Source organism: Flagellimonas olearia (assembly GCF_009184425.1).
GTDB classification, from domain to species: domain Bacteria; phylum Bacteroidota; class Bacteroidia; order Flavobacteriales; family Flavobacteriaceae; genus Flagellimonas; species Flagellimonas olearia.
The window spans coordinates 1,765,454-1,789,285 of sequence record NZ_WELG01000001.1; the positions used below are offsets into that span (position 1 = coordinate 1,765,454).

The 23,832-nt window shown below is 44.0% G+C and carries 22 protein-coding genes and 1 tRNA gene; 9 read left to right on the forward strand and 14 right to left on the reverse strand.

Annotated features, from left to right (window positions below; translation table 11 throughout):
* The first annotated feature begins 41 nt into the window (after positions 1 to 41).
* Positions 42 to 443 carry a hypothetical protein gene (locus tag F8C76_RS07750; RefSeq protein WP_129653031.1) on the forward strand — a complete coding sequence of 134 codons (402 nt, stop codon included), beginning with the start codon at positions 42 to 44 and terminating at the stop codon, positions 441 to 443.
* Positions 444 to 451: 8 nt separating this feature from the next.
* Here F8C76_RS07750 and F8C76_RS07755 read toward each other — a convergent pair whose 3' ends face one another.
* Positions 452 to 3,910, reverse strand: a complete 3,459-nt coding sequence (locus tag F8C76_RS07755; RefSeq protein ID WP_152131172.1) for a methylmalonyl-CoA mutase family protein — start codon at positions 3,908 to 3,910, stop codon at positions 452 to 454.
* A gap of 141 nt (positions 3,911 to 4,051) precedes the next feature.
* On the opposite strand from F8C76_RS07755, the gene purU reads away from it, so the two are divergent.
* Together purU and F8C76_RS07765 are read left to right on the forward strand one after the other, a co-directional pair.
* Positions 4,052 to 4,900, forward strand: coding sequence for a formyltetrahydrofolate deformylase (gene purU, locus F8C76_RS07760; RefSeq protein WP_152131173.1), 849 nt, complete (start codon positions 4,052 to 4,054; stop codon positions 4,898 to 4,900).
* A gap of 72 nt (positions 4,901 to 4,972) precedes the next feature.
* The gene (locus F8C76_RS07765) at positions 4,973 to 5,677 is read left to right on the forward strand and encodes a DUF4197 domain-containing protein (RefSeq protein ID WP_152131174.1); all 705 of its coding nucleotides are present in this window, start codon (positions 4,973 to 4,975) and stop codon (positions 5,675 to 5,677) included.
* Positions 5,678 to 5,901: 224 nt separating this feature from the next.
* On the opposite strand, the gene F8C76_RS07770 is transcribed toward F8C76_RS07765, so the two are convergent.
* On the reverse strand, positions 5,902 to 6,408 hold the full coding sequence (locus F8C76_RS07770) for a hypothetical protein (protein WP_152131175.1): 507 nt from the start codon (positions 6,406 to 6,408) through the stop codon (positions 5,902 to 5,904).
* Between the two features lie 208 nt (positions 6,409 to 6,616).
* Here F8C76_RS07770 and F8C76_RS07775 point away from each other — a divergent pair, with 208 nt between their 5' ends.
* Positions 6,617 to 6,811 (forward strand): hypothetical protein, encoded by a 195-nt coding sequence (locus F8C76_RS07775; RefSeq protein ID WP_129653041.1) that lies wholly within the window; start codon positions 6,617 to 6,619, stop codon positions 6,809 to 6,811.
* Here F8C76_RS07775 and pyrF read toward each other — a convergent pair.
* From pyrF to F8C76_RS07820, 9 genes are all read right to left on the reverse strand, one after another.
* Positions 6,808 to 7,638, reverse strand: coding sequence for an orotidine-5'-phosphate decarboxylase (gene pyrF / locus F8C76_RS07780; RefSeq protein ID WP_152131176.1), 831 nt, complete (start codon positions 7,636 to 7,638; stop codon positions 6,808 to 6,810). The two genes, F8C76_RS07775 and pyrF, sit on opposite strands and share 4 nt — an antisense overlap.
* A 30-nt stretch (positions 7,639 to 7,668) precedes the next feature.
* Complete coding sequence (gene prfA / locus F8C76_RS07785; RefSeq protein ID WP_152131177.1) at positions 7,669 to 8,745, reverse strand: peptide chain release factor 1; 1,077 nt, start codon at positions 8,743 to 8,745, stop codon at positions 7,669 to 7,671.
* Positions 8,746 to 8,810: 65 nt separating this feature from the next.
* Positions 8,811 to 10,103 (reverse strand): DUF3570 domain-containing protein, encoded by a 1,293-nt coding sequence (locus F8C76_RS07790; protein WP_152131178.1) that lies wholly within the window; start codon positions 10,101 to 10,103, stop codon positions 8,811 to 8,813.
* A gap of 15 nt (positions 10,104 to 10,118) precedes the next feature.
* Positions 10,119 to 10,328 (reverse strand): DUF4266 domain-containing protein, encoded by a 210-nt coding sequence (locus tag F8C76_RS07795; RefSeq protein WP_152131179.1) that lies wholly within the window; start codon positions 10,326 to 10,328, stop codon positions 10,119 to 10,121.
* Positions 10,329 to 10,336: 8 nt separating this feature from the next.
* Positions 10,337 to 11,335: an FAD:protein FMN transferase gene (locus F8C76_RS07800; protein ID WP_439108295.1), complete on the reverse strand. Its 999-nt coding sequence runs from the start codon at positions 11,333 to 11,335 to the stop codon at positions 10,337 to 10,339.
* Positions 11,332 to 11,769, reverse strand: a complete 438-nt coding sequence (locus F8C76_RS07805) for a thioredoxin family protein (RefSeq protein ID WP_152131180.1) — start codon at positions 11,767 to 11,769, stop codon at positions 11,332 to 11,334. The genes F8C76_RS07800 and F8C76_RS07805 overlap by 4 nt, the downstream gene beginning before the upstream one ends.
* Before the next feature lie 23 nt (positions 11,770 to 11,792).
* Entirely contained in the window at positions 11,793 to 12,233 is a 441-nt protein-coding gene (locus tag F8C76_RS07810) for a QcrA and Rieske domain-containing protein (RefSeq protein ID WP_129653046.1), read from the reverse strand.
* Between the two features lie 46 nt (positions 12,234 to 12,279).
* Positions 12,280 to 13,458 carry an AIR synthase related protein gene (locus F8C76_RS07815; RefSeq protein ID WP_152131181.1) on the reverse strand — a complete coding sequence of 393 codons (1,179 nt, stop codon included), beginning with the start codon at positions 13,456 to 13,458 and terminating at the stop codon, positions 12,280 to 12,282.
* A gap of 58 nt (positions 13,459 to 13,516) precedes the next feature.
* Positions 13,517 to 15,703 carry a glutamine synthetase III family protein gene (locus tag F8C76_RS07820; RefSeq protein WP_152131182.1) on the reverse strand — a complete coding sequence of 729 codons (2,187 nt, stop codon included), beginning with the start codon at positions 15,701 to 15,703 and terminating at the stop codon, positions 13,517 to 13,519.
* A 210-nt stretch (positions 15,704 to 15,913) separates the two neighbouring features.
* On the opposite strand from F8C76_RS07820, the gene F8C76_RS07825 reads away from it, so the two are divergent.
* Positions 15,914 to 16,924, forward strand: a complete 1,011-nt coding sequence (locus F8C76_RS07825; RefSeq protein WP_129653049.1) for a glutamine synthetase beta-grasp domain-containing protein — start codon at positions 15,914 to 15,916, stop codon at positions 16,922 to 16,924.
* Between the two features lie 66 nt (positions 16,925 to 16,990).
* On the opposite strand, the gene F8C76_RS07830 is transcribed toward F8C76_RS07825, so the two are convergent.
* Positions 16,991 to 17,929, reverse strand: a complete 939-nt coding sequence (locus tag F8C76_RS07830) for a calcium/sodium antiporter (protein ID WP_152131183.1) — start codon at positions 17,927 to 17,929, stop codon at positions 16,991 to 16,993.
* 648 nt (positions 17,930 to 18,577) lie between these two features.
* Between F8C76_RS07830 and F8C76_RS07835 the strand changes: the two genes are divergently transcribed.
* Together F8C76_RS07835 and F8C76_RS07840 are read left to right on the forward strand one after the other, a co-directional pair.
* A complete protein-coding gene (locus F8C76_RS07835; RefSeq protein WP_439108296.1) occupies positions 18,578 to 20,356 on the forward strand; it encodes a DUF885 domain-containing protein in 1,779 nt (592 codons plus the stop codon).
* A 103-nt stretch (positions 20,357 to 20,459) separates the two neighbouring features.
* Entirely contained in the window at positions 20,460 to 20,603 is a 144-nt protein-coding gene (locus F8C76_RS07840; RefSeq protein WP_129653051.1) for an SsrA-binding protein, read from the forward strand.
* On the opposite strand, the gene F8C76_RS07845 is transcribed toward F8C76_RS07840, so the two are convergent.
* Positions 20,600 to 21,112 carry an adenine phosphoribosyltransferase gene (locus F8C76_RS07845; protein ID WP_152131184.1) on the reverse strand — a complete coding sequence of 171 codons (513 nt, stop codon included), beginning with the start codon at positions 21,110 to 21,112 and terminating at the stop codon, positions 20,600 to 20,602. The two genes, F8C76_RS07840 and F8C76_RS07845, sit on opposite strands and share 4 nt — an antisense overlap.
* A 67-nt stretch (positions 21,113 to 21,179) precedes the next feature.
* Between F8C76_RS07845 and F8C76_RS07850 the strand changes: the two genes are divergently transcribed.
* A tRNA-Arg gene (locus F8C76_RS07850) sits at positions 21,180 to 21,253 on the forward strand.
* A 96-nt stretch (positions 21,254 to 21,349) separates the two neighbouring features.
* On the opposite strand, the gene F8C76_RS07855 is transcribed toward F8C76_RS07850, so the two are convergent.
* On the reverse strand, positions 21,350 to 22,600 hold the full coding sequence (locus F8C76_RS07855; RefSeq protein ID WP_152131185.1) for a hypothetical protein: 1,251 nt from the start codon (positions 22,598 to 22,600) through the stop codon (positions 21,350 to 21,352).
* Between the two features lie 151 nt (positions 22,601 to 22,751).
* On the opposite strand from F8C76_RS07855, the gene F8C76_RS07860 reads away from it, so the two are divergent.
* The gene (locus F8C76_RS07860; RefSeq protein WP_152131186.1) at positions 22,752 to 23,747 is read left to right on the forward strand and encodes a helix-turn-helix domain-containing protein; all 996 of its coding nucleotides are present in this window, start codon (positions 22,752 to 22,754) and stop codon (positions 23,745 to 23,747) included.
* Positions 23,748 to 23,832 lie beyond the last annotated feature (85 nt).

Genomic DNA, 23,832 nt, shown 5'->3' on the forward strand with positions numbered 1-23,832 from the left:
ATTCGTGCGTAATTTTATAGGACAAAATTGCTTTGAAAACCATGGAGAGAAGTTCTCTTAATTCTTTGGGTGTATACCGTAAATCTTTGGCCTTGCGCGATTTGAGCGAGGCCGTAGCTTCCTATTTTTCCTACAACAAGGAGATTCTGTCATTGCGCAAGATTGATAGTTTCAGGGATGACATCTCCCAATCCCTTAAAAATGATGCCCTTCTCATTACCCGGGAAGTGGAACAAGCTGCCTTGAGCAACTCTTATTCCGTTCGTATGCGCAGCTTAAATTACATCAACATCATGACCCGAAACATTTTGGCCTATTGTAACGGCTTGGAGCGTGACGGGGTCAAGGAAAAGGAGTACCTCAACCTGCTTCGCAAGGAAATCAAAATTTTCAGGACTTCCTTTAAAAAATGGAGAAGGTCTTTCCATAACCGGAACGACTAATTCCCCTTCTACATATTGCGTCTATATTGTCCACCTACTTGGAACAGGGCTGTAGTGATTTGACCCAAGGAGCAGTACTTGGCAACTTCCATTAATTTTTCAAAAATATTTCCATTTTGAATGGCCACCTGTTGAAGTTCCGCCAATTGAATTCCAGCCATCTCCTTTTCTCTTTTATGCAGCTGTTTTAAGGTTTCAATCTGGTTCTTCTTTTCTTCTTCCGTTGCCCTAATCACTTCTGCTGGCAATATGGTGGGCGAGCCTTTGGAACTCAGGAATGTATTCACCCCTATAATTGGGTAGTCCCCAGAATGTTTTAATGTTTCGTAGTAAAGACTCTCTTCCTGAATCTTGGAACGTTGGTACATGGTCTCCATAGCGCCCAAAACCCCACCCCGTTCCGTAATTCTATCAAACTCCATCAACACGGCTTCCTCTACCAAATCGGTAAGTTCCTCTATGATAAAAGACCCCTGTAAAGGGTTTTCGTTTTTGGCCAACCCCAATTCCTTATTGATGATCAACTGGATGGCCATGGCCCTGCGAACGGATTCCTCGGTAGGAGTGGTAATGGCCTCATCATAGGCATTGGTGTGAAGAGAATTGCAGTTGTCGTAAATGGCATAAAGCGCCTGGAGCGTGGTACGAATATCGTTGAAGTCAATTTCCTGGGCATGCAAGCTCCTTCCCGAAGTTTGAATATGGTACTTCAACATTTGGGCCCTAGGGTTGGCCCCATATTTTTCTTTGAGCGCCTTGGCCCAAATCCTTCGGGCTACCCTACCAATTACGGCATACTCAGGGTCCACCCCATTGGAAAAGAAGAATGATAGGTTGGGACCAAACTTATCAATGTCCATTCCCCGGCTTAAATAATATTCCACATAGGTAAACCCATTGGAAAGGGTAAAGGCCAATTGCGTAATGGGATTGGCCCCGGCCTCCGCAATATGATAGCCCGATATGGAGACCGAATAGAAGTTCCGCACTTGATGCTCAATGAAATATTCTTGCACATCACCCATTAACCGCAAGGCAAACTCGGTGGAAAAAATACAGGTATTCTGCGCTTGGTCTTCCTTTAAAATATCGGCCTGCACCGTTCCCCTGACCTGGCTCAGGGTTTCCTTCTTGATTTTTTCATACACCTCTTTGGGCAATACTTGATCTCCGGTAACTCCCAATAGCATCAACCCCAAACCATTGTTCCCTTTGGGAAGGTCACCAAAATAGGTAGGACGGGACGTTCCCTTCTTTTTAAAGATATCGTCCATCTTTTTATCCACCTCCTTTTCAAACCCTTTTTCCTTGATGTACTTCTCGCAATTTTGGTCAATGGCGGCATTCATGAAGAAACCCAATAGCATGGGTGCCGGTCCATTGATGGTCATGCTCACAGAGGTCATAGGGTTGCTCAAATCAAAACCTGAGTATAGCTTTTTGGCATCGTCCAAACAACAGATAGACACTCCCGCATTGCCAATTTTTCCATAAATATCCGGTCTGTGGTCCGGGTCGTTCCCGTAAAGTGTCACGGAATCAAAGGCTGTGGAAAGGCGTTTTGCCGGCATATCCAAGCTTACATAATGGAACCTTCGGTTGGTGCGCTCCGGACCACCTTCCCCAGCAAACATTCGTGTAGGGTCCTCCCCTTCGCGCTTGAAGGGATACAGCCCTGCGGTATATGGAAACTCTCCGGGTACGTTCTCTTGTAAAATCCAACTGAGGATATCGCCCCAAGCCTTGTATTTAGGCAAAGCCACTTTAGGGATTTCACTTTGGGAAAGCGACTGGGTATGGGTTTTAATACTGACTTCCTTATCCCGTACTTTGAAGGAATAGAACTCAGCTTTATATTTCGCCACCTTATCCTGCCATTTTAAGATAGCTTCCCAATGTTGGTTCATTAGGCGCATCTTCACCTTATCAAATTCCTTGATCAATAGTTTCAATAAGCTCTTTTCATGCGCATCATTGGATTGGGAAAGAATTTTTTCCTCATTCAAACCGGATTTGTCCAAGAGTTGCTCTTCAGCTTTATCTTGGTCCATTTCCAGAAGGCTGGATAGAGTGAGAAAAATACCGTACAGCTTTTGGGCCACCTTGGCTTGTTCCGCTGCTTTGGAATCATAGGAGCGGTTGTTTTCGGATATTTCCGAGAGGTATCGGGTCCGAGAGGGTGGAATCACATATATCTTTTCCGCCATTTCCTGGGTTACCTCAAAATGGGATACCAAGTGGGACTCCGCTTTCTCCACCAAGGTATCCATGACCATTTTATAAAGGTTGTTCATCCCGGGATCATTGAACTGTGAAGCAATGGTTCCAAAAATGGGAAGGTCCTCCTCCTTGGCATGCCACATGCCGTGGTTTCTTGCGTATTGTTTTTTCACATCACGAAGCGCATCCAAAGCCCCCCGTTTATCAAACTTGTTGATGGCCACCACATCCGCAAAGTCCAACATATCTATTTTCTCCAACTGGGTGGCGGCCCCAAACTCTGGGGTCATTACGTAGAGTGACACATCGCTATGCTCCAAAATCTCGGTATCGGACTGTCCTATCCCCGAAGTTTCCAGCACAATCAAATCATATTTTGCGGCCTTGAGAACCTGAACTGCTTCGGACACATGTTTGGAAAGGGCCAAATTGGACTGCCGGGTGGCCAATGACCTCATATATACCCGCTCATTATGGATGGCATTCATCCGAATTCTATCCCCCAATAGGGCACCTCCCGTTTTTCGTTTGGAAGGATCCACAGAAATGATGCCCACATGTTTATCTGGAAAATCCGCTAAAAAACGACGTACCAGTTCATCTACCAAACTAGACTTTCCGGCGCCTCCCGTTCCTGTTATTCCCAAGACCGGCACGTTCTCCGCAACGCGTTGTATTTCATCTTCATATTTTTCAAACGCTTCATGCCTGTTTTCTGCCAAGGAAATCAATCGGGCCACAGTATTGACATCCTTCTCTTCCAACGCTTCCCCGACCTTTTTCCCTTTGGGAAGCATCAGGTCGGGGACTTGGGTGTCACAGCGCTGCACCAAATCATTGATCATACCTTGCAATCCCATCTGCCGACCATCATCCGGTGAGTAAATACGCTCTATCCCATAGGCCATCAATTCCTTTATTTCCTCAGGGAGGATAACACCTCCCCCACCGCCAAAAATCTTGATATGCCCCGCTCCCCTTTCCTGAAGTAAATCGAACATATACCTGAAGTACTCATTGTGCCCTCCCTGATATGAGGTCATGGCAATGGCATCGGCGTCTTCCTGAATGGCGCAGTCCACGACTTCGGCCACACTTCTGTCATGTCCCAAATGAATCACCTCGACCCCAGTAGCTTGGATAATACGCCTCATAATATTGATAGCCGCATCATGACCATCAAAAAGCGAGGCTGCGGTCACAATCCTGATTTTATTCTGGGGTTTATAGGGTTTGGTTTGTTCCATTTTCAATAAAGGGTCTTTTTTGGCTATGCAATTTACAGAAAATGCAAGTCAAATTTGATTTTGTTCAGAATATTACAAAAAACAACGGGTGTGTGGTCTTCCTTTTTTGAATGTTATAATTTTATCGGTCTAATTTAGTTCATGAAGCTCACTATACTTATTCATTGCCCGGACCAATCCGGTATTATACGCTCGGTAACCACATTTCTTCATCAACAGGAAGGGAACGTAATTTATTTAGATCAGCATGTGGACAAACAAGCCGGGGTATTCTTTATGCGACTGCAATGTGAGTTTGAAACTGAATTGGTCCTGGATGATTTTAAGGAAAAGTTTGATACCACCCTTGCCAATGAGTTCAATATGCAGTGGGATATCCATATGGAGGCCCATAAGCCTAAAATGGCCATTTTTGTATCCAAATACAACCACTGTCTTTATGACCTTTTGAGCAGGTTCAATTCAGGAGAATTAATGGTGGACATTCCTTTCATCCTGAGCAACCATGAAGATTTGGCCTATGTTGCGGAGCAATTCCAGATTCCTTTTTATCATGTTCCCGTTACCAAGGAAACCAAAGAAAGTGCAGAAGCCGAACAACTCAGGCTATTAAAGGAACATCAGGTGGATTTTATCGTTTTGGCGCGGTATATGCAAATCATATCAGACCAATTAATTGACACCTACCCGCAGAAAATAATTAATATCCATCACTCTTTCTTACCTGCTTTTGTAGGGGCCAAACCCTATCATGCTGCTTTTGAACGCGGTGTCAAGATCATTGGTGCCACCAGTCACTATGTTACCGCGGAACTGGATGCTGGCCCTATCATAGAACAAGATGTCACCGCAGTGTCCCACTCACACTCCATAAAAGATTTTATTGCCAAGGGAAGGGATTTGGAACGAATTGTGCTTTCCCGTGCCGTGCAACTTCATGTAGCGCGAAAAACCATGGTCTACAATAACAAGACGGTTATTTTTTCCTAAAAATTCCCAGATATTAACCTCATCAAGGGCATATATTATATATTTTCACCCCATAACTATAAAAAATACACCATGAAACGAGTACTGCTATGCATTCTACTATTTCAGTTTGTAGGATGCACCGAACTGCAACAGGTAGTAAACCAATTGCCCCAAGGGACCACGGGAATAGGAAATGCGGAAATTGCCCAAGGTCTTAGGGAAGCCCTGAACATGGGCATTGAAAAACAGGTGAACAAGCTGGCCCTGGAAAATGGTTTCTTTAAAAATGAACTGGTAAAAATCTTACTGCCCCAGGAGTTACAAAAAGTGGACAAGACCTTACGGGATGTAGGCTTGGGGAGTTTGGCCGACGAGGGCCTCAGAATTATCAACCGTGCCGCAGAAGATGCGGTAAGCGAAGCCACTCCTATTTTTGTTGAAGCCGTCAAAGGAATCACCTTTAATGATGCCAAACAGATTTTACTGGGAAATGACAATGCGGCCACGCAGTATCTGGAAGGGTCTACCAAGGCCAAGTTATACCAAAAATTCAACCCCATCATTAAAAATTCATTTCAAAAAGTGGGGGCGGATCAAATTTGGAGCAATATCATTACCAAGTACAATAATTTGCCCCTTACCAATAACGTAAACCCGGATTTAACGGATTATACGACCAACCAGGCCTTGTCTGGAGTGTATACTATGATTGCGGTGGAAGAGAAGGAAATTCGGACAAAAATTTCCTCCAGAACAACAGATTTGTTAAAAAAGGTGTTCGCTCTTCAAGATTAATCATAATTTTTTCAGAATTACACAATAAGAGGAAAAATTTATCGTTATAAACTCAATAAAATTAGATATTTATAACAAAATCCTAAAGTTAAATTAACCTAAGTCCAAGGGTTAAACAGGAATTTTGCAACAGTTAGAATTATCTGAGTTAGCATTTTTTTGAGTTAGTTAGTTTAAAACCGGTGTTCGCACCGGTTTTTTTGTTGCACCTTCCCCGAACAGTATCATTTCTTTTTATACAGCCCGTCAAATGCCACTGACACCACCTTTTCTCCTTGCAAAACTTCCCAAAGCTGCCGAACGGTGCCATCATCATTTTTAGTCCACGTAATTCGATTTCTGTACATTAGGCCATCATCCTTGGCAAACTCACCGGAAGTCAATATCATCTGGTTTCCCACCCTATTTCCTTTCAATTTTAGGTGTGCACCGGTATTATCCACCCACAACTGCTCCCATTGCTGCTCAGCTATATTGAAAAAGTTAAGACTGGTACCCGTGTACCCTGGTGTGGCACTGGTCCAATTTTCACGGATCACACATCCGTCTTCCTCCCAACTTATTCTACTTTCCCCAGCAGGAGTACCGTTGGTGGAATTGGTAACCATCCATTCCCCAATCCAAAAATCAAAAGCTTTTTGATTCTCCGAACAACAATTGCAATTGGCATTGTTCTGGGTATGGGCTTGGAGAAAAAACAACAGGACAAAAGGCAATATCATTTTTTTCATACCACTGGATTTTAGTTTTGTTGGAACGATCAAACGACTCTCCTAAAGGTACGTTAATTAATCCCTTACAAAATGTAAAGGAGTCCCCACAAACCGCCCCTCAATGTTAAATTTTAGATAAAGTACCTGATTTTTAGACGTATACCCCTTACACCTATAATCCACGGGCCCGTTTTGACCGTATCTTTGTTATAACAAATCTTGAGGTATGAACAATCAGTATTGTAAAGTTGGGGCAGTGACCCCGATCACCAGCGGAAATCAAGCCATCTCCATTTTGGAATTCAGATATAACAACTTTCTTGAAAAAGCGGCCAATGTTTCATCTATGGACACCCACCTTGGCGAGTTTTTCAAAAGGAAGGCCCAGGGCATCAAAAAGATATTGGAAGCTTTGCGTTAAGACCCTTGATGCAATTTTTCCAATTCAACGGCCATATCCATTTGGATGGCTTTAGCTTTGTCCGCAGCAGCATCTGCGAAATCCAACCCTTGGGAAGCATAGAGAATTCCCCGGGAAGAGTTGACCAATAGCCCAACATTTTGGGTCATTCCGTATTGGCAGACTTCCTGTAAGCTTCCTCCTTGCGCACCCACTCCAGGTACCAACAAAAAACTTTCCGGTACTATTTGCCTGATTTCCTCAAGATAGGTGGCCTTGGTAGCTCCAACCACATACATTAACCTTTCCGAATTTTTGTACGTCTTAGAAGTCTTTAAAACTTCCTTGTAAAGTTCTTCGTCCCCAATTTTCTTGGTCTGAAAATCAAAAGCCCCTTGATTGGATGTCAGAGCCAATAAAATCACATGTTTGTCTTCAAAATCCAAAAAGGGTTCCACAGAATCGCGGCCCATATAAGGTGCAATGGTGACGGAATCAAAATTCAAGGTTTCAAAAAAGGCCTTGGCATACCGTGTCGATGTATTTCCAATATCTCCCCGCTTGGCATCTGCAATCGTGAAAATTTCAGGGTGGTTTTTATTCAAGTAGTCCATGGTCCTTTCCAAGGATTTCCAACCTTGGATACCATAAGCTTCATAGAACGCAATATTGGGCTTGTAGGCCACACAATATTCATGGGTAGCCTCTATGATGGCCTTATTGAAAGCAAAAATAGGGTCTTCCTCTTGGAGCAGGTGTTGGGGGATTTTCTCAAGATCGGTGTCCAAACCAACACACAGAAAGGATTTTTTTTGATGGATCTGCGAAACTAACTGCTCTATTTTCATGGATAGGTGTTCTAGACCGACTGCTAACGGTTAAAAAATTTCTGAAGCTTCTTTTAATTTCTCGGTGTTTTCCACCAACATCAACTCATCAATGATCTTTTGGATATCCCCATTGATAATGTTCTGCAGATCGTACAGCGTAAGACCTATTCTATGGTCCGTGACCCGACCTTGGGGATAATTGTATGTTCTGATCTTTGCTGAACGGTCACCACTACTCACTTGGGAATTCCTTTTAGCGGCATCCTCGGCCTGTTTTTTGGCCAGTTCCATGTCGTACAATCTGGATCGAAGTACCCTAAAAGCCTTATCCTTGTTCTTGTGCTGGGATTTTTCATCCTGGCACTGTGCCACCAATCCTGTGGGTATGTGCGTCAATCGAACTGCGGAATAGGTAGTGTTCACCGACTGTCCACCTGGACCTGAGGAACAGAAATAATCGATTCTAACATCCTTGGGGTCTATCTGCACATCAAAATCCTCGGCCTCTGGAATTACCATCACCGTTGCGGCACTGGTATGTACCCTACCTTGGGTCTCTGTCTGTGGCACACGTTGTACCCTATGCACTCCGGCCTCAAACTTTAAAGTACCATATACATCTTCGCCAGAAACCTCAAAATGGATTTCCTTATATCCACCACTGGTTCCTTCACTAAGGTCAATGATATTGGTACGCCATCCTTTGGATTCGCAGTATTTGGAATACATGCGGTAAAGGTCTCCCGCAAAGATACTGGCCTCGTCACCACCGGTCCCGGCCCTGATCTCCATGACCACATCCTTGGCATCTTCCGGGTCTTTAGGGATGAGCAAGAACTTTATTTCATCTTCCAACTTGGGCAAAGCCCCTTTGGCCTCCTCCAATTGCATTTTGGCCATTTCCACCATTTCGGCATCGCTTCCATCCGCAATGATCTCCTCGGCCTCGGTAATATTGTTGGCAAGGTTGATATATTCCTCCCGTTTATCCGAGAGTACTTTCAGGTCCTTGTATTCCTTGTTCAGCTTGATGTATCGCTTTTGGTCGGCAATTACATCAGGCTGAATGATCAAGTCCGAAACCTCATCAAAACGCTGTTTTACAATGTTGAGCTTGTCTAGCATAGATCCATCCTCGTTAAGGTTGCGAATTTACGATTTTTGGTTGGATTGTGTTTCGCTACTTTGTCTCAGTTCCCCACAAAAGTGGTCCCCAAAGTAAGGATAAAGGCATTAAGACCATCACTACGATCATACTGACTAAAACGTAGATCTATGGTCTTCAACCCAAAATTGAGCACCTTGGCACTGGTAAAGATGTCCTTGTATTGGACCCCTACCCCATATTGATGGGCATCGTACTTGGACAGATCGTAATCCGAGGTGTAAAATTCAGACGTGGAGAGGGCCGTTTCCTTTGGATGGAAATAATCGGCCGCAGTTTGGGTGTAATATCGATACGCGGGATAGAGTGTAAACTTATCCGTGAGCTTAAAAGGAAGTTCCAAATTGGCCGTATGCGAGGTAATGCCCCAATCATCCCAATACAGACGATAGTAGGATCGCAATACCAAAAAATCGTTCACATAGTAATTGAGGCGCGCGCCAAAAGGAACCTTCAATCTACTGTCCGGCAAGCGCTCCACATCGTCCGCCAATTGAAAATCATCAATAAAAAAATCTTCCGTATCCCCAAAGTACACCCTTTGGAAGGGAGTACTCAACAGACCGTTCTGGGATACTAAATCCACAAAAAGGGCCCCTTGCACTCTTTTGCCCAATATTTGGGAAAAACTCAAGGAAAGCGAATACGAGTTTCGATTTTCCTTATCGAACTCGGTGAAGCTGGGCATGTAGGGCCCATTTCCCGCAATCCTATCATCAAAGAAACCTGGCCTGAGCTCAATGGGGTAAATAGCGTTCCATTTATCCAAAAAGACCGTACCACCCAAACTCAACTCCGTGTTCTTCTCATTGAACAATTGGGTGTAATTACCGCCAAAACCAATGGAGAAATAATCGTATTCCGAAGACAAATATGCATTGGCACTCCAAATGGTGTTACGGTCTTGGGAGCTATGTTGATATGCAGGTTTAACATAGGCCAATACGTCTTTTCGGGACTCCCCGGAAGAAGCATCGAATGGGGTCACATTGAGCCCGCCATCCAAGGGGTTTACATTACTGGATGACGCAGAAGTGTAGGCCGATAGCCCCACATCAACCGTTAGTACATCGTCCTCGTTCAAGGGCATACGCAATACAATGCTCGATGTGGCATCCGTGAGATCCTCGGTACCCTCTCCCCCAGTTACCGCTGCATGCTTGCCATCTTGATTGTAATAACTGAACAGCAGGTCTACCTCACTGGTTTCCAATACGCGTCTTTTGTAACCGGTATTGTCTTGCTGGGACCAACCCATGGCAAAACACAGAAAAAAAATCAGGATACTTGATTTCTTTTTAAGGTTGTTATGGAACATCACTGGCGCATCAATTTAATTACAACCGCAGCCCCCTCCCGTTTTGCCACCATTGGCCCCGGAAGAAGCTTCTCGATAAATATGGAAATTGGTCTCGAACCGTTCACAAGGTCTGGCACTCAATTGCATTTCAGCGTCATTGATGTAAGCTTTGTCATACTCACGCACCACCACACAAGAACTGGAACAAATCAATATCAGAACAAAAAGAATGGGTTTTACCATGGTTAAATTTACGGATTCGTATCAAAAATAATCCCTGAACTCCTGTGGATTTTATTATCGGAGTCCACCACCACCGCTTCCACACCATCTATTTGATTGATCATATGGATTCCGCTATCCTTTCCCATGATAAAAACAGCGGTTGCCAAGGCATCGCAAAGCTCAGCCTGTTTGGCAAAAATGGATACACTGTTGATGCCCGTGGTGGGATATCCCGTTCTGGGGTCAATGATATGGGAATATTTTTTCCCTTTGAACATTATAAATTTTTCATAGTTGCCCGAAGTGGCCACAGAAGATTCCACAATAGGCAGCCAACTGAACACCTTTTCCTTGCTCAATGGATTGGCAATGCCCACCAACCACTTCTCTCCGGTCACTTTGGTACCCCAAGTGGTCAGGTCGCCCGATGCATTGATGATTCCTCCTTTGACCCCCTTGGAAGACAAAAGCTCCTTGGCCCTATCCGCGGCATATCCCTTTCCAATGGCACCAAAGCTGATGCGCATACCAGGCTCCTTTAAAAAGACCGTTTGTTCACTTGGGTCCAGTATAATTTTTTGATATCCTATTTTGGCAATGGAGTTTTTGATTTCCATTTCAGATGGGATAGTGTCCATGGTTCCGTCAAACCTCCAAATCCTGTCCATAGAGGCATAACTGATATCAAACGCACCATCGGTTATTTCCGAAATCTTTATGGAGCGTTCTATAAGTCCGTAGAGCTCTGGACTGACTTTTACGGGTTGTATCCCCGCATTTTTATTGATACGCGAGGTTTCAGAGGCTTCATCCCATGACGAGATTATTTTTTCAATCCGTTCAATTTCCGAAACAGCCTCATCAATGTCCAAGTAGCCTATCTCTTCGTTAGGAGCCACCACGGTAATCTCGAACCGGGTTCCCATTAACTTCAGGGTTTTCTTTACCGTAATATCCTTTCGGTCCAACTGCCCCATGGACAGCAGACAAGATAGGCTGCAGCAAAGGACCAAAAACATTCTCATTGTATAAAACCGTTCAAAATGGAGATGTATTTTTTTGGCGTTGTCCTCACATTAAACCCGGTCTTTCCCAAAACAGATTGATGTTTGTCCAAAACCACAACCAATGGAAAATGCCCTTTGGGATTGTACTTTTCAGCAAGGGAGGTATTGGTTTCCGCCAAGGCTTGTGGGAGTTCATTTTTTTTCTTCCGGGGGAAATCAGCATTGTACATCACATAATGTTCCGATGCATAGGTCTTAAACTCCTCGGATTCCAAAATTTGTTTCTTTAAACGTATGCAAGGTGCGCACCAATCGGACCCGGAAAACACCAAAACAATAGGTTTGTCCTCGGCATTGGCCAAGGTCACCGCCTCATCAAAACTGTTTTGCCATTCTTGGGCCTGCAGGCTACCAAAGAACACAAAGCACACAATGCCTAGGAACTGTTTCATGGATTTGGGCTAAAAATTGATACTTATTCAAAAATGCGAAGGACACTGCCTTCGAGTTCGGTATTATAAATTTTCAGGGTTTTGGCCGGTTTGCTATCTACTTGGTTCAGCGGTGTCCCATTTTGGGCAAATCGAGAACCGTGGACATCACAATAAAAAATCCCTCCATCTTGATTGACAAAACGCACTTGATCATAGGATTCGTGGCTACACACTTGACTTGCGGCCACATAGTTGCCTTCCAAATTTTTGGCGATTACCACTAAATTTTTCAGGATAAAGCCTCCATTGGCCACAAGGGCCTGGGCTTCTTGGGATGTGAGGTCCACTGTAAAATCCACTCCGGTGGGCTCTTCCACAATATTGCCATCCACTTCATCCTTGGAGCATCCATGTATACAGGGAAATGTAAGGGCAAATGCGGCACCTGCCCCCAAACTTCGAAGAAATTCCTTCCTTTCCATAGCGTGAGGTTTATAAAAGAACGTGAAATCAGGCTAAATCGTATACCTAATATTCAAACTTTCCGTATGCGCTTTGAATGGTCAATTTTTTCCGATCAGAAGCCTCAACCCTACCAATTATCTGGGCATCCACATCAAACTGTCGTGAAATGGAAACAATGTCCCCAGCTATCTTTTCATCCACATACAATTCCATACGGTGACCACAATTGAACACTTGGTACATTTCTTTCCAATCGGTACCGGATTGCTCCTGAATCAGCTTGAATAGTGGCGGAACAGCGAACATATTGTCTTTAATGATATGAAGGTTCTCTACAAAGTGGAGAATCTTGGTCTGTGCCCCACCACTGCAATGCACCATTCCGTGAACCTGATCGGTATTATATTTTTCCAGCACCTTTTTTATGATGGGCGCGTAGGTCCGGGTAGGCGAAAGCACCAATTTTCCCGCATCCAAAGGGGAATCGGGCACCTTGTCCGTCAATTCCACTTCCCCTGAATACACCAATTCCTCCGGTACCGAGGCATCGTAACTTTCGGGAAATTTTTGGGCCAGATATTTTCCAAATACGTCATGACGGGCAGAGGTAAGTCCATTACTTCCCATTCCCCCGTTATATTCCGTTTCATAAGTGGCCTTACCAAAAGAGGCCAACCCCACAATGACATCCCCGGGCTTGATATTGGCATTATCCACCACCTTGGAACGTTCCATCCGGGCGGTAACCGTGGAATCCACAATGATGGTCCTCACCAAATCCCCTACATCTGCCGTTTCACCGCCAGTGGAATGTATGGTGATCCCATGCTTTTTTAAATCAGCAATGAGTTCTTCGGTTCCATTGATAATAGCTGAAATGACTTCTCCCGGAATAAGGTTCTTGTTCCTTCCAATAGTGGAAGACAGCATAATATTGTCCGTAGCTCCCACGCAGATAAGATCATCCACATTCATGATAAGTGCATCTTGGGCAATCCCTTTCCAAACGGAGATATCACCGGTTTCCTTCCAATACATATAAGCCAAGGAGGATTTGGTACCTGCGCCATCGGCGTGCATGATCAAACAATGCTCCTCGCTTCCAGTCAAATAATCCGGGACAATTTTACAGAAGGCTTTGGGAAAGAGACCTTTATCAATGTTCTTGATGGCATTGTGCACATCTTCCTTGGAGGCCGAAACCCCTCGCTGTGCATATCTTTTACTGGTTTCCGATGACATTTCTTTGCTTTGGGCAAAAATAACGGAAAGCCACGAATTAATCGTTAACCGTTCTTTTCTATTTTGCGAACAACAACTCGCTATATTTGGTAAATGGCCATAAATCGTCCGCTATGAGTTTTTCCAGTTTATCGGACTGTTCACGGATGGCATCAAAATAGGGTTTGACATTATCGCAATACGCCTCCGCTTTCTTTTGGGCCGTGGAAAGCCCATTGGCCCGCTTTCGCGCTTCGGTCATCTCATCGGTCAATTTCTTGATTTCAACAATGTGCTCTCCAACCTGCTCCAAGATATTCAATTGGGGTTCTGCCACCTTTTTGTGAGCCGCTCCATAGACCTCCTTCAAACCGGAAACGTTCTCCAACAAGGTATTCTGATAGCGAATGGCGGCTGGGACAATATGGCTATAGACCATCTCCCCCAATACCCTTCCTTCTATTTGAATATGGAATATATAAGCTCCCAGTTCCACTTCTTGGTGGGCCTTGAGCTCCACTTCGTTCATAACCCCCATATCCTTGAACAGGGCCACGCTTTCCTTGGAAGTAATCACCTGCAGTGCTTGGGGAGTGTTCTTATTATTGCTCAGCTTTCGCCTACGCGCCTCCAACTGCCATTCTTCCCCATAGCCATCGCCCTCAAAACGGATTCGCTTTGATGTTTTTATGTACTCACGCAGCACATTGAAAACAGCTTCGTCCTTTTTGAGGTTCTTTTTGTCAATGAGCGCATCCACCTCTTTCTTAAAATCGGTGAGCTGTTTGGCCATAATGGTATTGAGAATGGTCATGGGCTTGGCACAATTGGTCTTGGAACCCACTCCCCTCATTTCAAACTTATTGCCGGTAAAGGCAAAGGGAGAGGTTCGGTTTCGGTCCGTATTGTCCAATAAGATTTCCGGGATTTTTCCAACCACATTGAGCTTGAGCTCCGTTTTCTCCTCTGGCGACAATTTTCCTTTGGAAACCCCTTCCAATTCATCGAGCACATCGCTCAGTTGCTTTCCTATAAAAATGGAAAGGATCGATGGGGGTGCCTCATTGGCCCCCAGTCTATGGTCATTGCTGGCCGATGCTATGGAAGAACGCAATAATTCTTCATAGGTATCCACGGCTTTTATGGTATTGACAAAAAAGGTGAGAAATTGAAGGTTCTTCATCGGGGTGGTCCCAGGACTGAGCAGGTTCACCCCGGTATCTGTGGCCAAAGACCAGTTATTATGTTTTCCCGAACCATTGATTCCCTCAAAGGGCTTTTCATGAAAGAGCACCCTAAAGTTATGTTTATCCGCCACCTCTTCCATAACATCCATCAACAATAGGTTATGGTCCACGGAAAGGTTGGCTTCTTCAAAAACAGGGGCGAGCTCAAACTGGTTGGGAGCCACTTCATTATGCCGTGTTTTTACAGGAATGCCCAACTTGGTACATTGTTTTTCCAAATCACTCATAAAGCTGAGCACTCTTGGAGGTATCACTCCAAAATAATGATCGTCCAATTGCTGGCCCTTCGCCGCCAAACTCCCTACAAGGGTCCTACCGGCCATTACCAAATCCAACCGGGATTGGACCAAGGCCTTGTCCACCAGAAAGTATTCCTGCTCCCATCCTAAAGTGGCATAAACTTTACGTACATTCTTATCAAAGTACTGCGCAACATCCGTGGCCGCTTGGTCTATGGCATACAAAGCCCTTAACAAAGGAGCCTTATTGTCCAACGCCTCTCCGGTATACGCTACAAAAATGGTAGGAATACAAAGTGTGGTCTTATAAATAAAAGCAGGGGAAGTAGGATCCCACGCTGTATAACCTCTTGCCTCAAAAGTGTTTCGTATACCGCCGCTTGGAAAACTGGAAGCATCGGGTTCCTGCTGTACCAATTGTGCACCGCCAAACTTTTCCATGGCCTTACCGTCTGACATGATATCAAAGAAAGCATCATGTTTTTCCGCGGTGGCCCCGGTCAAGGGTTGAAACCAATGTGTATAATGTGTGGCCCCCATGGATAACGCCCAGGCTTTCATGCCCTCCGCTACCTGGTCGGCTATTTTTCTGTCTATCTTGTTGCCCTGAAAAATGGCCGATTTTACATTTTCAAAAGCTTCCTTGGTCAGAAATTGAAGCATCTTGTCTTCATTGAATACATTTCTACCAAACAAATCGGAGCGCTTTCCAGTCTCCTCCATCTTTATATGCTCTCTTTTACGGCTTTCCAGTAAAGCCTCAAATCTCATTTTTGGCATTCTCAAAAAGTTTAGTCTACAAAGCTACAATTAACAATTTAATAATTTATTTGGCTAAAAATACTTTTTTTTCATGCTACCCCCGTTTAAACAGGGGTAATAAAAATTATATTGCCATTTTAGTCATTTTAACCCTCCAAAAGATATATTATCAAATGAAAAAACTATTTTTGTCAATCGTGAATTTGAGAACATATAACTACCAAAATTATGAGCAAATCTAAATTAGAGTATTTATGGTTGGATGGTTATGAGCCAACAGCCAACATTAGAAGCAAAACACGAATTGAAGAGGATTTTAGTGGTAAATTGGAAGATTGCCCAATGTGGTCTTTCGATGGTTCCTCCACCAAGCAAGCCGAGGGTGGTTCTTCTGACTGTTTGTTGAAACCCGTTGCTATCTATCCCGACCCTGCAAGAAGAAATGGGTATTTGGTGATGACCGAGGTGATGAATCCAGATGGGACCGCCCATGTGAGCAACTCCAGAGCCACCATTGATGATGAAGATGATGATTTTTGGTTCGGTTTTGAACAAGAGTACTTTATCATGGATACAGCCACACAATTGCCACTTGGTTTCCCTGTTGGTGGTTATCCTGGCCCACAAGGTCTTTACTACTGTTCTGTAGGTGGACGAAACACTTGGGGCAGGGATTTGGTTGAAGAGCATGCCGACCTATGCTTGGAGGCTGGACTACAGTTTGAAGGTATCAACCAAGAGGTTGCTGCCGGACAGTGGGAGTTCCAGTTGTTCGCCAAAGGCGCCAAAAAAGCCGGTGATGAAATCTGGGTGGCTCGCTACCTACTTCAAAGGTTGACAGAAAGCTACGGATATTATATTGAATATCACCCAAAACCTATCAAAGGGGATTGGAACGGTTCCGGGATGCACGCAAACTTCTCCAATACACTTTTGAGAACTTGTGGATCCAAAGAAACCTATGAAAAAGTATGTGAGGCCTTCCGACCTGTAACCAAAGAGCACATTGAAGTGTATGGTGAGTTCAATGATGAGCGTTTGACCGGTAAGCACGAGACTGCTTCCATCAAAGATTTCAGTTACGGTGTATCCGATAGGGGTGCTTCCATCCGTATTCCAATCTTGACCGTTGAGAAAGGATGGAAAGGATGGTTGGAAGATAGAAGACCTGCTTCCAACGCAGACCCATACCGAGTAGCGGCCAGAATCATCAAAACAGTGAAATCTGCCGACGTATAGCACACACCAACGTTTGTGTATAAATTAGTTGTTGATTTGAAAACCGTCCCTCTTGAGGGGCGGTTTTTAGTTTAGGGTAACATATACAAAGGTCACATAAAAGGCCAATAGTATTAAACCGTCCCGCCAGCCCAAGCGCAATCCCTTTGGAAAAAACACCAAGGGCAATATCAAAAGGGAAATTCCCAACATCCAAAAGATATCACTGGAAAGCAATCCTTGGTCCACCACAGTGATCGGGGTGATTATGGATGTAATTCCCAAAACCGCCAAAAGGTTGAAAATATTGGAGCCTATCAAATTTCCCAAGGAAATGGCCTTTTCCTGTTTTAACACAGCAATTACCGAGGCTGCGAGTTCCGGAATACTGGTTCCCACAGAAACCACCGTTATACCAATAACACGATCGCTCACGCCAAAAGCCGAGGCCATGCCCACGGCCCCCTCGATAAGAAGTTCAGACCCTCCCCAGAGCGCAGTACCCCCTATACCTAAATACAATGCGGTCTTATACATGGGCAAATACTCATCATCCTCGGGCATTTCATCCACAACAGCGGTTTTTTGAAACCGGAGCAGATACACCAAAAAGATAAACAAAAAGGAGACCAGGATAATTCCTTCGTACTGCTGTAAGACCCCATCAAAATAGATGAAACCGCAAAACAGTAGGGAGGCCACCATCATAACCGGCCAATCCGTGGTATAAAAACTTTTTCGCACATCTATACTTCCCATAAGTACCGTAATGGCCAACACCAGTCCCAAATTGGCAATATTGGACCCCACCACGTTGCCCAAAGCCAAATCAGGGAACCCATCCAATGCCGCTTTTATACTCACAATAAGTTCCGGGGCCGAAGTGGCAAAGGAAACCACGGTCATGCCTATCACAATTTTAGGAATGGCCAGACGGAGCGAAAGGGCCACAGCAGATTTTAACAACCAATTTCCTCCCGCGATAAGCAATACCAGACCAATAATTATGTAAAGTGTATTTTCCAAGTAGTACGATTTTGTGGCAAAGATATGGGAAGATTTATTGTCTTGAATAGGGTGGCCAAAAAGCTTATCCAAATTCAATAAGACCCCCTACAAATTTCCTTGTTCCATCTATAAGAAACTGTACTTTCTCTTCAATGAAATCATCCAAAACACCCCATTTTTAAACGAAATCCCCCTAGGTTTTTAAGAATGGTCCAAAAATGGCCCTACAAATATTACATTTTATAATTCATATTGTTATTTCATATTTCAATATGAAACTTTTTTCAAGGGAAGTACAAAATATCCAAGGAGCATCTCATTTAAAAACCTACAATTTTGTATGCAATTGTATAGATTTTCGTTCAAAAGTTTGGAGACATGATTTCTGTCATTTTAAATTGAAAAAAGTAATCGGCCAACAATCATTTTTTAACCTAAAAATCAATCCAATAATGATTACCATTGTCAAAATTTTTGTGATGCTCTTCATGCTTATCATTGAAACCATTTTTGTCTGATGCCCATTAAGAATTCAAGGCTTTTTTGTACATCGGTTCACATGCCAAACATTCCCATGAATGCGGAATTTCACTTTTATTAAAAGTTTAGCATATAAATGCCATTGATTTGATTATTTTACACCTCTAACAAATCAACTCAAAAAAAGTGAAAAAAATAACAATTTTAGCCACGGCACTTATCGCCATGGCTTCTTGCAAAAACGAACCGAAAACTGAGGAAACCCCCTCAAAAAGTGCTGAGTTTGCCACTGTATTGGACAACTATTATGAGGACGGGCTCAAGTTGAACCCCCTACTGGCCACTATGGCTGGCGACCACAGGTACGACGACTCTTTTCCCAATATGCTTTCCGATGTGTACCAAGAAGAATCCAAAGCATATTATGAAGGCTATAAGGAAAGACTCTCCCAATTTCCCGATGAAAGCCTCACTGAAAGTGAGCAGATGAGCAAGGCTATCCTATTATGGGAATGCAACATTAATCTGGATGAGTTCAATTTTAAAGCGGACCTTACTCCCATTGACCAAATGTGGTCCCCCAATTTATTTGTGGGGCAATTGGCAAGTGGCTCCAGCGCCCAGCCCTTCAACACCGTGGAGGATTACGAGAATTGGATGAAACGGGTAGATGGTTATCTGGAATGGCTGTCCAGCACGGAAACCAAAATGAAAGAGGGCATGGAAAAAGGCCATGTACTCCCAAAGTCATTGATTGTAAAAGTCCTTCCCCAGCTCCAGTCCCAAACCGGAAAGGATTTGGACCAGCATCTGTTCTACCAACCCATAAAAAATATGCCTGCCGATTTTACCGAGGAACAAAAGGCCTCGTTAACCGCTGCGTACAAAGACATGATCATCAACAAGGTCATTCCTGCCTATGAAAACCTCTACAATTTCATGAGCACCGATTATCTTGAGGCAGGTCGTGAATCCAGCGGCATACAGGGCGAACCCCATGGGGATGCCTATTATGCCCATCAAATCAAAAAATACACGACCACCAATATGACCGCCGCAGAAATCCATGAATTGGGATTGAGCGAAGTGGCCCGTATACGTTCCGAAATGGAAAAAATAAAGGAACAAGTGGGTTTTGAAGGGGACTTAAAGGCGTTTTTCGATTACGTTCGAAACAATAAGGACCTTATGCCCTTTACAGACCCTCAACAGGTAATAGACAATTTCAATGCGATCCACGAGCGCATGAAACCACAGATTGAAAAACTGTTCGACAAAAAGCCGAAAACCCCTTTTGAGGTAAGGCGCACCGAGGCATTTCGTGAGAATTCGGCTAGTGCCGAATACAACCAGGGATCCCTGGATGGTACACGTCCCGGTATTTTTTACGTACCCATTCCTGATGTGACCCATTACAACACCTATTCGGACGAATCCCTATTCCTGCATGAGGCCATTCCCGGGCACCACTATCAAATCTCATTGACCCAAGAGAACGAGGAACTCCCAGAATTCAGGAAAACCCTTTGGTACAGCGGCTATGGCGAAGGCTGGGCCCTTTATACCGAATCATTGGGCAAAGAATTGGGACTGTACACGGACCCTTACCAATATTTTGGAATGTTGGGCGCCGAAATGCACCGCGCCGTTAGATTGGTGGTGGATTCCGGCCTACACTCCAAAGGATGGACCCGTGAGGAGGCCATTCAATACTCTTTGGACAACGAAGCTGAATCCGAAGCCAGTATCACCTCAGAAATTGAGCGCTATATGGCCAACCCCGGTCAGGCCCTATCCTACAAAATAGGACAGTTGAAAATCAGGGAACTTCGCAAAAAAGCCGAAGATGCCCTTGGGGAAAAGTTCAACATTGGGCAATTCCACAACCAGGTTTTGGAAACCGGCTGTGTTCCCTTGGCATTATTGGAAGATAAAATTGACGGTTGGATCGCTTCCAACCAATAGGATTTTAAAAAAGGGCCAATTGAATTGGCCCTTTTCTTTTACCATAACGGTTGCCCACAACCCAATATCTTGGTTATATTTGTTTTGACCAACACCTAACACCATGCTTTTCAAAATCTTGGCAAAAATAAACAAGGTAGTGCTTCCTTCCTATACCAAAAAAGGATTGGACCTATCCAAGGCCTCCAAATTGCAACTGGCCATTATAGGCTGGCGGTATTATGTTACCAAAAACGCCTTGGACTAATACTGTAAAAGGGCCTCTATCTGATAACCATTCAGTTTTTCGGCGCCATTTAGGAAGGTTAGTTCTATTAAAAAATTGCACTGCACCACTTCCCCTCCCAGCTTTTCAATCAATTTGCAAACGGCATTGGCCGTTCCACCAGTGGCCAACACATCGTCGTGCACCAACACTTTCTCGCCTTCTTTTATGGCATCGGTATGAATTTCCAAAATTTCAGAGCCGTACTCCAGTTCATAGGACTCCGAAATGGTAGTATGGGGCAGTTTTCCCGATTTTCTTACCGGAACGAATCCGGCTCCCAGCCGGGAGGCCAACAATGGTGCGAAGATGAACCCCCTACTGTCTACCCCCACCACTTTATCAACATGCATATGGCCTGCAAAACCGCAAAGCACATCACAGGCTTTATTGAGCGCTTTTGGATCACTTAAAAGAGGGGTAATATCCTTGAAGATGACACCGGCTTTGGGAAAGTCTTCTATATCACGAATGTAGGAAGCTAAATCCATAGATTTTTTTGACAGGTGAGGTTTTGTAGTAAAGTTAAAAAGAAATATATTTGCAGCCCTGTTAAAAGGCCGCGTGGCGCAACTGAATAGCGCATCTGATTACGGCTCAGAAGGTTGCAGGTTTGAATCCTGCCGCGGTCACTCCGGATTTATACAAGAATCCAGTAAAAAAGCCTGTAAATTCATAGTTTACAGGCTTTTCTTTTTCACACCAAAGATGCAGCTTTCCAATCAGCATTATGGATTTTGGATACGGTTTCCATCGACATCAAACAATTCAGTTGTATTTAAACCATGATTGTCATGATAACTTCTCTTTTCAATGGCAACCCCAGTATCCTTTCTATTCATGAGGTTGTGGTCCGTATCCAGGTATCGCTTCTCCAAAATTAGACCCAAAGGGTCTCTACTATATTCCACACGGTGTACTCCGGAGGTCTTATGTACCGTTTTTAAACCTTCCTTATCCAAGTACGTCTCAGAAAGTAGAAATCTTCCATCTGTGGTCCATTCTGCCACATATTTGGAGTATCCACCGTTTGCATTCTTGGGATTTCCATCGCCATCCTGAAATTCCAACAGGGTGTTATTCCCAAATCCATCGGTTTCAAAATGCCAACGCTCCGCCCCGGACCAATGGGTCGCTGGATTCTTCTCTTGGTCAAAAAATACAATATCCTGCAAATCATAACCATTCCACACATTCTGTTCCCCGGCAGTATGGGAAGGCCCAATGGCAGGTTTTCCGTTTGCATCAAAAACCTCCCAACGGTCAAAACGCCCTTGGGAATCGTAGTAATACTTAAAAAAAGCCGCTCCATTATCGGTATTGACCAAATTACCCTCTGAATCAATATTCTCTAGAGTTCCGAAGTATCCTTGCCCATCAAAGGTCATACGGGTCCGTAAAAACTGAAAATCCCCCCGCAAAGGAACGAGTTCCCCATTGCTGTCCAAACGTTCTTCAATAAGGCTTCCATTGGGTTCATGGAACCATTGATACCTGACCACACCAAACCAATCCGTTGCAGGTTCACCATGGACATCGGTAAAGGTCAGGGAACGGTTTTTCCCCAATGCATCCTTTTCATAAATCTTGGCATACACATTCCCCATCACCGAAACCCGGTTCCCAAAACGGTCAAAAAAATGGTGTACTTCCTTATCTGGGGAATGGATGATTTTGGTGTGCGGGGCATTGATGTTCAGGTTTCCAAATCGACCTTCAAACTCCTTGTATTCCTTTCCAATACGAACATGGGTCGCGATGACCTGATTGTTTGTATTATAGTCCACTTTAAGATTGATTCGATGCATGGCCTCCTCTTTGGTAATGGGATACCCTCCCTTTACAGGTTGATATGGAGATTCCCAAAAGGGCAACACGGCATAGTATTCACTCCTATGGGGGCCATTCTGTTGTTGCCCATGACCTAGATTGGAAATTATGGCAAAATAGGCCAAAATCAGTGTCTTTGTTATTTTCATGATAGGTAAGGTTATACTTGACTCAATAGCCCAAATATGGATGTAGCCTGATGTTTTTTTGTCCTGTTTACAAAAAAGTGGACATCCATTTATATGAATTTTAACATATTACGAAAGACATAGGGGTTAACTTGGGCCCAAACCAAAACACATGGAGCCTTCCGTAGCATTGACCATTTTTTCCGGGGCAGCCATCTCCAGCGGATTGATGATGGCCCTTTACTTTATGTTGATGCGCAATGAAAATAAATGGGGAGATCTTGCCATGGGATTCTTGTTTTTGGCCTTGGTGATGCGACTTTCCAAGTCCCTGTTCTCCTATGTTTTTCACGGGTCTTCCGTAATGGGTATTTCATTTGGGCTATTAGGCTCGGTTCTTATGGGACCGTTGCTGTTCCTCTACTTTACATACACGCTTACGGGGGAGAAAAAGTTTCAATGGCAGCACCTTTTACATCTGATCATTCCCTTCATCGCATTTATCCTTGCAGCCAATGAGGTCTTTCCAGCATTTGGACTTTACGTTTGGGCAGGGCACTTTTTAATGGGGTATCTTATTGTTGTGGGGTACCGCTTTGTGTTTGCCAAATGGTCCAAGGAGGGGATATCAAAATGGCACAATTCCCTGTTTTATGGGGTTCTTGGATTATGGCTGATATTCTCTCTCCAGTTGTACATTTCCAGTAGGACATTTTACATATGGGGCATTGTATTGGCCTCCCTTACTATCTACATCCTATTTTTTATGGCATTGAGAACCCCCATGTTCCGAAGTAAAAATCGCCAAGTGGTCACTCCAAAAGAGGTGAAGGACAAAATAATACATGCTCTTGAAGTGGAACGGGCTTTTGTGCAACCAGGGATTTCCATTGCACAGTTCTCCAAAATGATTGATACCCCTGCTTACTTGGTATCAAATGGGGTGAAATCCATTTATGGGAAAAGCTTTAAGGATGTGATCAACAGCTTTAGGATTCGGGAAATCACTTCCAAACTCTCCCATATGGATTTTGCCCATGAAAAAATTGAAAATCTAGCCTATGATGCAGGTTTCAACACATCTTCTGCTTTTTACAGTGCTTTTAAAAAGGAAACCAGAATGACCCCAAGGGCCTATCAAAAGCAACAGCAAAACAAATGCTCCTGACCATAGCACGAATCGCAAGTCTTTGAAGGAATTTCTAGTCGTGTGAACTTTACGGACCTTGAACACGATTGTCATTTACATCGTA